Origin of the sequence: Xanthomonas sp. 3498 (genome assembly GCF_014199795.1) — a bacterium.
Taxonomy (GTDB): Bacteria; Pseudomonadota; Gammaproteobacteria; order Xanthomonadales; family Xanthomonadaceae; genus Xanthomonas_A; species Xanthomonas_A rydalmerensis.
In genome coordinates this window covers 155573-169611 of sequence record NZ_JACHOH010000004.1, presented here as the reverse complement: position 1 = coordinate 169611, position 14039 = coordinate 155573, and the positions used below count along the sequence as shown (strand labels likewise).

Annotated in this window: 8 protein-coding genes; 6 read left to right on the top strand and 2 right to left on the bottom strand. The window is 67.5% G+C overall.

All coding sequences use genetic code 11. The features are described 5' to 3' along the window. Window positions 1–99: 99 nt before the first annotated feature. The 6 genes from GGR66_RS13465 to GGR66_RS13440 all read left to right on the top strand — a co-directional run bounded on the left by GGR66_RS13465 (window position 100) and on the right by GGR66_RS13440 (window position 11151). Entirely contained in the window at window positions 100–3072 is a 2973-nt protein-coding gene (locus tag GGR66_RS13465; RefSeq protein WP_184448573.1) for a TonB-dependent receptor, read from the top strand. 94 nt (window positions 3073–3166) lie between these two features. Beyond that, window positions 3167–4789, top strand: a complete 1623-nt coding sequence (locus tag GGR66_RS13460) for a glucoamylase family protein (RefSeq protein ID WP_160965109.1) — start codon at window positions 3167–3169, stop codon at window positions 4787–4789. Window positions 4790–4800: 11 nt separating this feature from the next. Beyond that, window positions 4801–6096 (top strand): sugar ABC transporter substrate-binding protein, encoded by a 1296-nt coding sequence (locus GGR66_RS13455; protein ID WP_184448749.1) that lies wholly within the window; start codon window positions 4801–4803, stop codon window positions 6094–6096. Further along, on the top strand, window positions 6093–6974 hold the full coding sequence (locus GGR66_RS13450; protein ID WP_160965107.1) for a sugar ABC transporter permease: 882 nt from the start codon (window positions 6093–6095) through the stop codon (window positions 6972–6974). Before GGR66_RS13455 ends, GGR66_RS13450 begins: the two co-directional genes overlap by 4 nt. Next, a complete protein-coding gene (locus GGR66_RS13445; RefSeq protein ID WP_160965105.1) occupies window positions 6971–7807 on the top strand; it encodes a carbohydrate ABC transporter permease in 837 nt (278 codons plus the stop codon). The genes GGR66_RS13450 and GGR66_RS13445 overlap by 4 nt, the downstream gene beginning before the upstream one ends. 227 nt (window positions 7808–8034) lie before the next feature. Further along, window positions 8035–11151: a discoidin domain-containing protein gene (locus GGR66_RS13440; protein ID WP_184448748.1), complete on the top strand. Its 3117-nt coding sequence runs from the start codon at window positions 8035–8037 to the stop codon at window positions 11149–11151. Between the two features lie 145 nt (window positions 11152–11296). Here GGR66_RS13440 and GGR66_RS13435 read toward each other — a convergent pair whose 3' ends face one another. Both GGR66_RS13435 and edd read right to left on the bottom strand, forming a co-directional pair. After that, window positions 11297–11950, bottom strand: a complete 654-nt coding sequence (locus GGR66_RS13435) for a bifunctional 4-hydroxy-2-oxoglutarate aldolase/2-dehydro-3-deoxy-phosphogluconate aldolase (RefSeq protein WP_160965101.1) — start codon at window positions 11948–11950, stop codon at window positions 11297–11299. A gap of 85 nt (window positions 11951–12035) precedes the next feature. After that, entirely contained in the window at window positions 12036–13952 is a 1917-nt protein-coding gene (gene edd, locus GGR66_RS13430) for a phosphogluconate dehydratase (protein WP_184448572.1), read from the bottom strand. Window positions 13953–14039: the final 87 nt, after the last annotated feature.

The window sequence follows — 14039 nt, the reverse complement described above, 5'->3', positions numbered from 1 at the left end:
CGCGGTGTCCGCGCCGCATCGCTTGTTCCACTTCGTTCCATCGAAGCACCACGCACCACCCATAACGAGCATCACGTCTTCCTGGAGGGAAAACCCCACATGCAACACACCCCGCACTCCGCCCGGCCCACGCGCAAGCTGTTGACCTGCGCCCTCGCCAGTTGCCTGCTGCTGGGCGCCGCGCCGGCATTCGCACAAAGCACCGGCGCCACCATCCGCGGCCAGGTCAAGGTCGATTCGGCACCGGCCGCGTCCGCGCAGGTCACCGCCACCAACCTGGCCACCGGTCTGACCCGCAGCGTGCAGACCAGCAACGGCACCTATTCGGTCGGCGGCCTGCCGCCGGGTTCCTACCGCATCGACGTCACCGCCGACGGCAAGACCACCTCGCAGAACGTCACCGTGCAGGTCGGCCAGACCGCGACCCTGGACCTGGGCGTGGGCGGCGAAGCGGCCACCGCCAACGGGCAGGGCGCGACCACGCTCGACGCGGTGCAGGTGCAGGCGCCGCCGGTGCTGGTGGAAACCCGCACTTCGGAGAACGCCACCTACATTTCCAACGTGCAGATCGAGAAGCTGCCGCAGGCCACGCGCAACTTCCTGGAGTTGGCCGACAGCGTGCCGAGCGTGCAGTTCCAGCGTGATGCCAAGGGCAACACCACGGTGCGTTCCGGTGCGACCTCGGCCAACGGCACCAACGTCTACATCGACGGCATCAGCCAGAAGAACTACGTGCTGACCGGCGGCGTCAGCGGCCAGGATTCCAGCCGCGGCAATCCGTTCCCGCAGTCGGCGATCGGCGAGTACAAGGTCATCACCTCCAACTACAAGGCGGAGTTCGACCAGGTCAGCAGCGCGGCGATCGTCGCCTCGACCAAGTCCGGCACCAACGATTTCCACGGCAGCTTCTTCTGGGATACGACCAACGACGACTGGCGCGCCGAAAGCCCGCTGGAGCGCAAGGCCGGCCAGCGCGACGACTTCTCCGAGACTCAGTACGGCGCCACCTTCAGCGGCCCGATCCTCAAGGACCGTGCGCACTTCTTCGTGGCCTACGAGGCCAAGGAATACAACACGCCGAACACGGTGATCCCGGGCGGCATCTACGCCGACCGCGTCGACCAGTTGCCGGCGCAGCTGCAGCCGCTGGTCGCCACCTACAGCACCCCGTTCAAGGAAGACCTGTACTTCGGCAAGATCGACTGGACCCTGGGCGACAACAACCTGTTCGAGCTGACCGGCAAGTACCGCAAGGAAGATGAGCTGTCGGACATCGGCGACACCACCACCTACCAGCACGGCAGCACCAACGGGCAGAAGGAAAAGCGCGCCAACCTGCGTTGGCAGTACAGCGGCGAGGCCTTCCTCAACGATCTGAACCTGAGCTACGAGAGCGCGTTCTGGACCCAGACCCCGCTCACCGACGGCAGCGGCTACGTGCTGTCCTACGTGCCGCAGGCCGGCAACGAGACCACCATCCTCAGCGCCGGCGCCGGCAGCAGCTTCCAGAACAAGGGCCAGAAGGGCTGGACTCTGCAGGACGACCTGACCCTCAACAGCCTCGACTGGCACGGCAGCCACACCATCAAGATGGGTGTGAAGTACAAGGACATCCAGCTCGATTCGACCCAGATCAATCCGGCCAATCCGCAGTACTACTACAACATCCTCAGCGATGTCGGCACGCCGTACCGGGTGCGCTTCGGCGACACCGGCGACGGCGGTTCGGTGCAGTCGCAGAACAAGCAGTACGGCATCTACCTGCAGGACGACTGGGAGGTCAACGAACACCTGACCCTGAACCTGGGCGTGCGCTACGACTACGAGAAGACCCCGTCGTTCCTCGACTTCGTCACCCCGGCCGACGTCGCCAGCGCGCTGCTGAACTGGCGCAACCTGGACAACGCCAACTACGACATCGCCAACTACATCAGCACCGGCAACAACCGCAAGGCGTTCAAGGATGCCTGGCAGCCGCGCCTGGGCTTCTCCTACGACCTGTTCGGCGACCAGGCGCACGTGATCTACGGCGGCGCCGGTCGCGCGTACGATCGCAACCTGTTCGACTACCTGGCGCTGGAGCAGCTGAACAACAACTTCCGTTCCTACAGCTACTACTTCAACAGCGCCAACACGCCGTGCCTCGGCCAGCCGTGCGTGGCATGGGATCCGAATTATGCGACCCAGGCCGGCCTGGCCGGGCTGGCGGCGTCCAACACCGGTGGTGCCGGCGGTGGCCGCGAGGTCTACCTGATCGACAACAACATCAAGGTGCCTTACTCCGACCAGTTCAGTCTGGGCATGCGCAACATGGTGCATTTCTGGGGCAACGACTGGTACACGGACGTGACCCTGAGCCACATCGTCAGCGAGGACGGCTTCGTGTTCCTGCGCGGCAACCGCCGTGCCGACGGCTCGTTCTTCCTGCCCGGCACCACCTCCGGTGTGCCGACCGACTCGCCCAATGGCTACAGTGCGATCGTGCTCGGCACCAACGGCCTGAAGACGCGCAACAACCAGCTGGCGCTGAAGCTGGACAAGCCCTACGACAAGGAATCCGGCTGGGGCCTGACCGTGGCCTACACCTTCTCCGATGCGAAGGAGAACCGTCAGTACGGCGAGCACTACGCACTGGACCAGCCGTCGATGGCCGGCTACGGCTGGCGTGAGGCCGGCGGCATCCCGAAGAACCGCCTGGTGGTCACCGGCATCTACGACCTGCCGTACGACGTCACCCTGTCGGCGAAGCTGTCGCTGGCCAGTCAGACCCCGCGCTACGGCACCGACTGCCTGGCGGGCAACGACCAGTGCTATATCATTCAGTACAAGCCGGATTCCACGCTGGGCTACAAGGAATTCAGCCTGGCGGCGAACAAGGAATGGGATACCGGTTCGGGCATCAAGTTCAACGTCCGTGCCGATGTCATCAACCTGTTCAACTGGACCAATTACGCGGACTACAACACCGATACCGGCACCTACGCCGATCTGAACACGGCGTTCGGCACGCCGAACGGCGTGCTCGCCTCGCCGATGCGGACGTTCAAGCTGTCGTTTGGCTTGAACTGGTAAGTAGGGTCGCCGCGGCTCCCGTGCACCGGGGGCCGCGGCGATGCGGAAGTGGGGTATTTTTTGCGTGCATGTAAACGATTTCACGGGGGGCACGATGAAGAAGCAGCGCAGTTTCATCAGGTTTTCGTTGATGGTGATGGCAGCAGGGGTGCTGCTGACGGCGTGCAAGAAGACCGAGGAGCCGAAGGCGGTGGAGAAGAAGCCGGTCAAGGTCATCCTGGTCGAAGCCGAACTGCCACCGAAACTGCTGAAGCCGGAACTGCCGCCCCTGTTCGAGGACATCGAACGCCGCACCTTCCAGTTCTTCTGGGACACCACCAACGAGCAGAACGGCATGGCGGTGGATCGCTATCCGTCGCGGCCGTTCGCGTCCATCGCGTCGGTCGGCTTCGCGCTCACCGTCTACCCCATCGGCTACGAGAACGGCTGGATCAGTCGCGAGCAGGCGGTGCAGCGCACCCTGACCACGCTGCGCTTTTTGCGCGATCTGCCGGTCGGTCCGCAACGCACCGGCCGCGCCGGCTACAAGGGTTTCTACTACCACTTCCTGGACATGCAGAAGGGGCTGCGCTACGACCAGTGGGTGGAACTGTCCAGCGTGGACACCGCGCTGCTGATGATGGGCGTGCTGTTCGCCCAGTCCTACTATGAAGGCGACACTGCCGACGAGAAGGAGATCCGCCAGATCGCCGACACGCTGTACCGGCGCGTGGACTGGCCGTGGATGCAGCAGCGCAAGCCGCTGATCTCGATGGGCTGGTATCCCGAGCGCGGCTTCATCCAGCACGACTGGATGGGCTACAACGAAGGCATGATGGTGTACCTGCTGGCGCTGGGTTCGCCGACCCATCCGGTGGAGCCGGACGCGTGGCAGGAGTGGACGCGCACCTACAACAAGGACTGGGGCGTGTACTACGGCCAGGAATACCTGGCGTTCGGCCCGTTGTTCGCGCACCAGTACAACCACGTCTGGATCGATTTCCGCGACATCCAGGACCAGTACATGCGCGAGCATGGCATCGACTACTTCCTCAACAGCCGCCGCGCCACGCTGGCGCAGCGCGAGTACGCCATCGACAATCCGATGAAGTGGAAGGAGTACGGCGAGAACGTGTGGGGCCTGACCGCCAGCGACGGTCCGCAGAACACCACCCAGGACTACCGCGGCGAGCAGCGCCAGTTCTTCCACTACCGCACCCGCGGCGCCGGCCTGTTCGAGGCCTTCGACGACGGCACCATCGCGCCGACCGCAGCGGTGTCCTCGATCGTGTTCGCGCCGGAGGTGGTGATTCCGGCGACCCAGGAAATGCACAAGCGCTTCGGCGACTTCCTGTATTCGAGCTACGGTTTCCTGGATTCGTTCAACCCCAGCTTCAACTACGATATCCCGCTCAAGACCGGCCGCATGATCCCCAACCGCGGCTGGGTCGCCAGCGACTACATCGGCATCGACCAGGGCGCGATCGTCACCATGATCGCCAACTACCGCAACGAGTTCGTCTGGAACGTGATGAAGAAGAACAAGTACATCCGCACCGGACTGGAGCGCGCCGGCTTCACCGGCGGCTGGCTGACCCCGGAAGGCGAGACCCAGCCGCTGCCCAAGAAGGACGAGCAGGCGGCCAATGCGCGTGCGCTGGGCATCGCCGAGTCGCGCGCCGCCGCCGCCGAGGCGCAGTCCACCCCCCCACAGCGCCAGCCGCAGCAACCGGAATGAGCACAGCACGCATGATCGGTCGTTGGTTTTCGCTGGGTTTGCTTGTGGTGGCGATCTGTGGCTGCGCACGCGCGCCGCAGGGCGAGGTGGTGCGGTTCTGGGCGATGGGCCGCGAGGCCGAGGTGGTGGCCGAGCTGATCCCGCAGTTCGAGAAGGAGAACCCGGGCATCCACGTGGACATCCAGAACATCCCGTGGACCGCCGCGCACGAGAAGCTGCTCACCGCGTTCGCCGCCGACGGCCTGCCGGACGTGTGCCAGCTCGGCAACACCTGGATCCCGGAATTCGCCGAGCTGGGCACGCTGCAGCCGCTGCAGCCCTATGTCGACCGCTCCAAGGTGGTCGACCCGAAGGATTACTTTCCCGGCATCTGGGACACCAGCGTCATCGATGGCCATCTCTACGGCATCCCCTGGTACGTGGACACGCGCCTGCTGTTCTACCGCAAGGACATGCTGCGCGACGCCGGCGTGACCAAGCTGCCGCAGACCTGGGCCGAGTGGGAACAGGCGATGGCGGCGGTCAAGCAGCATGTCGGGCCGAAGCGCTACGCCATCCTGATGCCGCTCAACGAGTTCGAGCAGCAGCTGTCGCTGGGCCTGCAGTTGCCCGATCCGCTGCTGCGCGACCACGACAACTACGGCAACTTCAACAGCCCCGGTTTCCGCAAGGCGCTGGCGTTCTACGCCAACATGTTCGACCAGGGCTGGGCGCCGAAGATGTCGGAGACGCAGATCTCCAACGTCTGGGACGAGTTCTTCAATGGCTTCTACGCCTTCTACATCTCCGGCCCGTGGAACATCCGCGAATTCCGCAAGGTGCAGCCGCCGGCGTTGAAGGATCAGTGGGGCACCATGCCGCTGCCGGGTCCGGACGGTCCCGGCGCCGGCATCGCCGGCGGCACCAGCCTGGTGATCTTCCGCAAGTCCGAGCACAAGGACGCGGCGTGGAAGCTGATCGAGTTCCTGTCGCGGCCGCAGATCCAGGCGCGCTTCCATGCGCTGATCGGCGACATGCCCCCACGGCGCAGCACCTGGGCGTATCCGTCGCTGGCCGACGATCCGCTGGCGCACGCGTTCCGCGACCAGTTGGAACGGGCCAAGCCGGCACCCAAGGTCCTGGAGTGGGAGCGCATCGTGCAGGAGATGCGGCTGGCCACCGAGCGGGTGGTACGCGGCGGCGAACCGCAGGAGAAGGCAATGCGGGAACTGGACAAGCGGGTCGACGAGATCCTGGAGAAACGCCGCTGGATCCATCAGCAGCATCGCGAAGGCACGGCGGCGCCGGCCGCGGGAGCCACGCCATGAAGCGCGGTTCCCTGATCGGCTGGCTGTTCGCCGGCCCGGCGCTGATCGTGATCGGCGTGTTCTTCGGCCTGCCGGTGCTGTCGGCGCTGGCGCTGAGCGTCACCGACTTCGACCTGTATTCGCTGGCCGACCGCCACAACCTGCGCTTCGTCGGCTTCGGCAACTACAGCGAGTTGCTGCAGACGCCGATGTTCTGGAAGTCGCTGTGGAACACCACCTACTTCGTGATCGTCGGCGTGCCGCTGTCCATCGCCGCCTCGCTGGGCGCGGCGCTGCTGCTGAACGCGCCGGTGGCGCGGTTCAAGGCGCTGTTCCGCACTGCCTTGTTCGCGCCGGTGGTGACCACGCTGGTGGCGGTGGCGGTGATCTGGCGCTACCTGTTCCACACCAGCTACGGCCTGGTCAATTACGGCCTGGCGCACCTGGGCATCGGCCCGATCGACTGGCTCGGCGACCCGCACTGGGCGATGCCGACCATCATGTTGTTCGCGGTGTGGAAGAACTTCGGCTACAACATGGTGATCTTCCTCGCCGGCCTGCAGGCGATCCCGCAGGACCTGTACGAGGCCGCGCGCATCGACGGCGCCTCGAAGTGGCGGCAGTTCCTGCACATCACCCTGCCGATGCTCGGGCCGGTGTTGCTGGTGGTCGGGGTGATCACCGTGTCCGGCTACTTCCAGTTGTTCGCCGAACCCTACGTGATGACCCGCGGCGATCCGCTGCAGAGCACGGTCAGCGTGCTGTATTACATGTTCGAGGAAGGCTTCAAGTGGTGGAACCTCGGCCGCGCGTCGGCGGTGGCGTTCCTGCTGTTCCTGATCATCCTGGGAGTGACGACGGTGATGCTGCGCTTCGGCCGCAAGAGGGACCTGGTATGAGCCGTGAGATCGGCGCCTCGCGCTGGAACACGCTGCTGGTCAACGGCGGGCTGCTGCTGCTCGCCGTGATCAGCCTGGCGCCGCTGTTGTGGATGGTGTCGGTGTCGTTCATGCCGGCGGGGCAGGCCAGCCGCTTCCCGCCGCCGATGCTGCCCACCGGCGCCACCCTGGCCAACTACGGCGAGCTGTTCTCGCGCACCGGCATGGCGCGCAATTTCGCCAACAGCCTGCTGGTGTCCTGCGCGATCACCTTCGGCTCGCTGCTGGTCAACACCATGGCCGGCTATGCCTTCGCCAAGCTGCGCTTCGTCGGCAAGGAACGTATCTTCCAGATCCTGCTGGCGGCACTGGTGATCCCGGCGCAGGTGGCGATGCTGCCGCTGTTCCTGCTGATGAAGCAGCTGCACCTGGTCAACAACTTCGGCGGGGTGATCGTTCCGGCGCTGGCGACGGTGTTCGGCATCTTCCTGGTGCGCCAGTACGCGCGGTCGATCCCGGACGAGCTGCTGGAGGCCGCGCGCATCGACGGCGCCGGCGAGCTGCGGATCTTCTTCCAGATCGTGCTGCCGATGCTCAAGCCGGTGCTGGTGACGCTGACCATCTTCACCTTTATGGCCGCGTGGAACGACTTCATGTGGCCGCTGATCGTGCTGACCGACCAGGAGCACTACACCTTGCCGGTGGCATTGGCGGCGCTGTCGCGCGAGCACATCATGGACGTGGAGATGATGATGGCCGGCGCGGTGGTCACGGTGATCCCGGTGCTGGCCCTGTTCCTGGCCCTGCAGCGCTACTACATCCAGGGCCTGCTGCTCGGCAGCGTGAAGGGGTGAGGCGCAACGCTTGCGCGCCACTGGCGCGCGTTGCGCCGAACGCCCGGCCATGGATGGTCATGCCGCAGATGTAGGAGCGGCTTCAGCCGCGTCAGCAGACGGGCAATGCCACTGGGGCACCGGGGGCGGACGCCCTCGCATACAAGCAGACACGCAACGACACGACAGCAACGGGGAAGGCGATGAGGGACGGGATGGCGATAACGTGCGCACGCGCGATGCTGACGATGCTGGGGCTGGCGGCCGCCCATGCCGTCGCCGCGCCGCCGACCTCCACGGTGACGCTGGACAGCTTCAACGATCTGGACAAGTGGCAGATCGTCGTCTCCAACCAGGTCACCGCCTCGACCCGGCTGGTGCAGGCGCCCAGCGGCGGCCGCGCCAAGGCGCTATGCCTGGACTACGACTTCAACGGCGTATCCGGCTACGCCGGGATCCGCCGCAGCGTGCCGATCGACTACCCGGACAACTACCAGTTCGCGTTCCAGCTGCGCGGCGAGTCGCCGAGCAACGACCTGCAGTTCAAGCTGGCCGACGCCAGCGGCGACAACGTGTGGTGGGTCAACCGGCCACGCTATGCGTTCCCCACGCAATGGAGCACGGTCACCTTCAAGAAGCGGCAGATCGACAAGGCCTGGGGGCCGAGCCCAGAGAAGGAACTGACCCGCAGCGCGCAGATCGAGTTCACCATCTACAACCAGGTCGGTGGCGCCGGCACGGTGTGCTTCGACCAGCTGACCCTGACCCCGCTGCCGCCGCAGGACACCTCGCCGCTGACGGTCAAGGTCAACGCCGATACCGCGCCGGCGCTGGAGCAGCGCATCGCCGATGGCAAGCCGGACACGGTCTGGTACAGCGGCAACGCCAAGAACCAGACGATCATGCTGGACCTGGGCAAGGTGCGCGAGTTCGGCGGCGCCAAGGTGCAGTGGGCGCCGGGCGTGTACGCCTCGCGCTACACCGTGCAGGGCTCGGCCGACGGACGCAGCTGGCGCGAGTTGCGCCAGGTGACCGCCGGCAACGGCGGCACCGACTGGCTGGCGCTGCCGGACACCGAGGCACGCTATGTGCGCTTCGACCTGCAGGACGGCCCCAGCTTCCGTTACGGCATCGCCGATATCGCGCTGCAGCCGCTGGCCTTCGCCGCGACCCAGAACGACTTCATCAAGTCGGTGGCGGCACAATCGACCCGCGGCTGGTTCCCGCGCGGCTTCAGCGGCGAGCAGCCGTACTGGACCATCGTCGGCCTGGACGGCGGCCGCGAACAGGGCCTGGTCGGCGAGGATGGCGCGATCGAGGTGGGCAAGGGCGGCTTCAGCATCGAGCCGTTCCTGTTGCTGGACGGCAAGCGCCTGAGCTGGGCCGACGTCAAGACGGCGCAGAGCCTGCAGGACGACTACCTGCCGATTCCCAGCGTGGACTGGACCCACGACAACGCCGCGCTGCGCGTGACCGCCTTCGTGCAGGGCGAGCCGGAGCAGGCGCAACTGGTGGCGCGCTACCGGCTCAGCAATCCGAGCAAGCAGCCGCACGACTACACCCTGGCGCTGGCGGTGCGTCCGTTCCAGGTGAATCCGCCCAGTCAGTTCCTCAATACCGTCGGCGGCGTCAGCCAGATCCGTTCGCTGGCGATCGCCGGCACGCAGGTGCAGGTCAACGGCCAGCCGCGGGTGTTCGCGGTGCAGAAGCCGGATGCGGCCTATGCCACTGCGTTCGACGCCGGCATCGACGTCGAACGGCTGAGCACCGATGCCAGCGGCTTGCCGCAGCAGGCGCAGGATCCCGACGGGTTGGCCTCCGGCGCACTGCTGTATCGCGGGCGCCTGGCCCCGGGCGAGGTGCGCGAGGTGGCGCTGGTGATTCCGCAGACCGGCAACGCCGCGCTGCCGGCGGGCTTCGATGCCGCACGCGCGCAGCAGCAGGTGGCCGCGCAGTGGCACGAGAAGCTGGATCGCGTGCAGCTGCGCGTGCCGGCGCAGGGCAAGGCGGTCGCCGACACGCTGCGCACCGCGCTGGCGCACATGCTGATCTCGCGGATCGGGCCGCGCCTGCAGCCGGGCACGCGCTCGTACTCGCGCAGCTGGATCCGCGATGGCGCGATGATCTCCGAAGGCCTGCTGCGGCTGGGCCGCGCCGACGTGGTCCGCGAGTACGTGGAATGGTACGCGCCCTACCAGTTCGCCAACGGCATGGTGCCGTGCTGCGTGGACGACCGCGGCAGCGACCCGGTGCCGGAGAACGACAGCCACGGCGAACTGATCTACAGCGTCGCCGACTACTACCGCTACAGTGGCGACCGCGCCTTCCTGGAGCAGATGTGGCCGCACGTGCTCGGCGCCTACACCTACATGGAGCAGTTGCGGCTGAGCGAGCGAACCGACGAGAACCGTGCGCGCAACGCGGCTTTCTACGGGATGATGCCGGTGTCGATCAGCCACGAGGGCTATTCGGCCAAGCCGATGCATTCGTACTGGGACAATTTCTGGGCGCTGCGCGGCTACAAGGACGCGGTGAGCATCGCCGCCGAACTGGGCCGCATCGACGATGCCGCGCGCTTCGCCGCCTCGCGCGACCAGTTCCGCCAGGACCTGTACGCCTCGCTGGACGCGGCCACCCAGCAACACCACATCACCTTCCTGCCGGGCTCGGCGGAACTGGGCGATTTCGATCCGACCTCGACCACCATCGCGCTGGCACCGGGCGGCGAACAGGGCCGGCTGCCGCAGGCCCTGCTCGACAACACCTTCGAGCGCTACTGGAGCGAGTTCGTCGGCCGCCGCGACGGCACCCGCGAGTGGAAGGACTACACCCCCTACGAGTGGCGCAACGTGTCCGCGTTCGTACGCCTGGGCTGGCGCGAGCGCGCCTGGGAGGCGACGCAGTTCTTCTTCAAGGACCGCGCTCCGCAGCCCTGGAACCAGTGGGCCGAGGTGGTCTCGCGCACGCCGCGCAAGCCGTTCTTCCTCGGCGACCTGCCGCATGCCTGGGTCGCGTCCGACTTCGTGCGCTCGGTGCTGGACATGTTCGCCTACGCCCGCGACGTCGACGACAGCCTGGTGCTGGCCGCCGGCATCCCGGCCGACTGGCTCGACGGCAAGGGCGTGGCGATCGAGCAGTTGCGCACCCCGCAGGGGCCGCTGAGTTATCAGCTGCGGCGGCAGAAGAACCGCTTGCTGCTGAACATCCCCGAGGGCCTGCGCATGCCCAGCGGCGGCCTGGTGCTGCCGTGGCCGTACCCCGGAGAACCGGGCCGCACCGTGGTCAATGGCGAAGCGGCGCAATGGGAGCACGGCGAACTGCGCATCCATGCGTTGCCGGCGGATGTGCAGATCGAGGTGCGGTGAAGCTGGGATTCGGGAGTCGGGATTGGGGATTCGTAACAGCTAAAGCAAAAAAAGCGCCGGCATGCCGGCGCTTTTTTTGAGGTGTTGGGTGGAGCTGCTTTTGCGAATCCCCAATCCCGACTCCCCAATCCCGGCGGCCGCGGCGCTACCGCGCCGCCGCCACGATCGCCGCCGCCTTCGCCGAACTCTCCCGCACCTTGTCCCAGGCGCCGTCGGCCAGCCAGTCCTTGGGCACCATCCACGAGCCGCCGATGCAGACCACGTTGGGCTGCGCCAGGTATTCGGCGGCGGTGCTTTCGCCGATGCCGCCGGTGGGGCACAGCTTGAGCTCGGCCAGGGGGCCGGCCAGGCCCTTGAGCATCGCCAGGCCGCCGACCGCGGAGGCGGGGAACAGCTTGCACACGCGGAAGCCGCGCTCCATCAGCGCCAGCAGTTCGCTCGGGGTGGCCGCGCCCGGCACCACCGGCAGCGGCGCCTGCGCCAGGGCGTCGGCCAGGGTCGGGGTGGTGCCCGGGGTGACGATGAAGTCGGCACCGGCGTCGATCGACTGCTGCAGCTGGGTGGCGTTGAGCACGGTGCCGGCGCCGATCACGATGTCCGGCAGCTCGCGCTTGAGCATCGCCAGCGCTTCCATCGCCACCGGCGTGCGCAGGGTCAGTTCGATCGCCGGCAGGCCGCCTTCGAGCAACGCGGCCGACACGCGGCGCGCCTCTTCCAGGCTGTGGACGGTGACGACGGGCAGGATGCCGGCCGCGCGCAGCAGCTGCTCGGCCTTGGTCTGGTGTTCGGCGATGGTCATAAGCGTCTCGGTTGCGAGGGGGCAAGGCCCCGGCCGCGTACGGGCGGGGCAGGGTGGGGCGCGCGGTAGCGCCGCCGGTCAGGCGTCAGGCGTCCTTGGATTCGTGCGGCGCGGCGGCGGCCTCGGCATCGCGGCCCAGGTCGTACTCGGCGTCGTAGTTCCACAGGTCGCCATCGGCGGCCGGCGGGCCGCAGGAGATCGACAGCGCGCCCTGGTCGGCGGGGCCGACCATGCGGCGGTTGAGCCCGAACAGGTTGCGGCCCATGTCGTGCGCGGCCGGCGCGGTGTTCGGCGCCAGCGGCCGCGCCGCCCATTCGGCGGCATCCACCAGCACTTCCAGGGTGCCGGCCTCGCCGTCCAGGCGCACGATGTCGCCTTCGCGCACGCGTGCCAGGGGGCCGCCGCGTGCCGCTTCCGGGGTCACGTGGATGGCCGCGGGGAACTTGCCGGAGGCGCCGGACAGGCGCCCGTCGGTGACCAGCGCCACGCGCCGGCCCTGGTTCTGCAGCAGGCCCAGCAGCGGCGCCAGCGAATGCAGCTCCGGCATGCCGTTGGCCTGCGGGCCCTGGTAGCGCAGCACCACCACGAAGTCGTGCGGCAGCGCGCCGGCGGCGTGCAGCTTGTTCAGCGCCTGCGGCGCGTCGATCACCACGGCCGGCGCTTCGATGCTGCGGAACTGCGGCTTCACCGCCGACAGCTTGATCAGCGAGCGGCCGAGGTTGCCGCGCAGCAGGCGCAGGCCGCCCTGCGCCTCGAACGGGTTGGATGCCGGACGCACCACCGCCTCGTCGGCGCTCTTGGCCGGGCTCGGCACGTAGGCCAGCTTGCCGTCCTGCACGCAGGGCTCGTCGCCGTAGGCGCGCATGCCGCCTGGCACGATGGTTGTCAGGTCGTCGTGCATCAGCCCGGCGTCCATCAGCTCGCGGAACACGAAGCCGATGCCGCCGGCGGCGGCGAAGTGGTTCACGTCGGCCTCGCCGTTCGGATACACCCGCGCCAGCAGCGGCACCAGCTGCGACAGCGCGTCCAGGTCGTCCCAGGTCAGCACGATGCCGGCCGCGCGCGCCACCGCCAGCCAGTGGATGGTGTGGTTGGTCGAGCCGCCGGTGGCCATCAGCGCGACCACGGCGTTGACGATGGCGCGCTCGTCGATCAGCCGGCCCAGCGGGCGGAAGTCGCTGCCCAGGGCGGTGATGCGCAGCGCGCGCTCGGTCGCCTGCTGGGTCAGCGCGTCGCGCAGCGGGGTGCCGGGGTTGACGAAGGAGGCGCCGGGCAACTGCACGCCCATCGCTTCCAGCAGCACCTGGTTGGAGTTGGCGGTGCCGTAGAAGGTACAGGTGCCGGGGGCGTGGTAGGACGCCGATTCGGCGGCCAGCAACTCCTCGCGGGTGGCCTGGCCGGCGGCGTAGCGCTCGCGCACTTCCGCCTTCTGTTTGTTGGGGATGCCCGGCGTCATCGGCCCGGCCGGCACGAACACCGCCGGCAGGTGGCCGAAGGCCAGCGCGCCGATCAGCAGGCCGGGCACGATCTTGTCGCACACGCCCAGGTACAGGCTGGTGTCGAACATGTCGTGGCTGAGGCCGATGGCGGTGGCCTGGGCGATCACGTCGCGCGAGAACAGCGACAGTTCCATGCCCGGCCGGCCCTGGGTCACGCCGTCGCACATCGCCGGCACGCCCCCGGCCACCTGCGCGGTGGCGCCGAGCGCGCGCGCGGTGTTGCGGATGATCTCCGGGTAGTGCTCGAACGGCTGGTGCGCCGAGAGCATGTCGTTATAGGCGGTGATGATGCCGAGGTTGGGAGTGATCCCGCCTTCCAGCCGGCTCTTGTCGGTGGGGCCGCAGGCGGCGAAGCCGTGGGCGAGGTTGCCGCAGCTCAGGCGGCTGCGGAACGGGCCGTCGCGCAACGCGGCGTCGATGCCGGCCAGATAGGCGCGCCGCGACGGCGCACTGCGCTGGCGGATGCGTTCGGTGATCGCGTGGAGGGTCGGATGCAGGCTCATTGGCGGAAATGGCTATGAAGTGTGGGGAGGCGTCGCGAATCGGGACTCGGGAATGGGGACTCGGGAGAGCGGGGATGCGTCAGCACG

What these genes read in the sequence shown, in the direction of transcription:
- GGR66_RS13435 (WP_160965101.1), bottom strand. Translation starts at nt 11,950, where the DNA reads ATGACCATCGCCGAACACCAGACCAAGGCCGAGCAGCTGCTGCGCGCG.
- GGR66_RS13460 (WP_160965109.1), top strand. Translation starts at nt 3,167, where the DNA reads ATGAAGAAGCAGCGCAGTTTCATCAGGTTTTCGTTGATGGTGATGGCA.
- GGR66_RS13465 (WP_184448573.1), top strand. Translation starts at nt 100, where the DNA reads ATGCAACACACCCCGCACTCCGCCCGGCCCACGCGCAAGCTGTTGACC.
- GGR66_RS13450 (WP_160965107.1), top strand. Translation starts at nt 6,093, where the DNA reads ATGAAGCGCGGTTCCCTGATCGGCTGGCTGTTCGCCGGCCCGGCGCTG.
- GGR66_RS13445 (WP_160965105.1), top strand. Translation starts at nt 6,971, where the DNA reads ATGAGCCGTGAGATCGGCGCCTCGCGCTGGAACACGCTGCTGGTCAAC.
- edd (WP_184448572.1), bottom strand. Translation starts at nt 13,952, where the DNA reads ATGAGCCTGCATCCGACCCTCCACGCGATCACCGAACGCATCCGCCAG.
- GGR66_RS13455 (WP_184448749.1), top strand. Translation starts at nt 4,801, where the DNA reads ATGATCGGTCGTTGGTTTTCGCTGGGTTTGCTTGTGGTGGCGATCTGT.
- GGR66_RS13440 (WP_184448748.1), top strand. Translation starts at nt 8,035, where the DNA reads ATGCTGGGGCTGGCGGCCGCCCATGCCGTCGCCGCGCCGCCGACCTCC.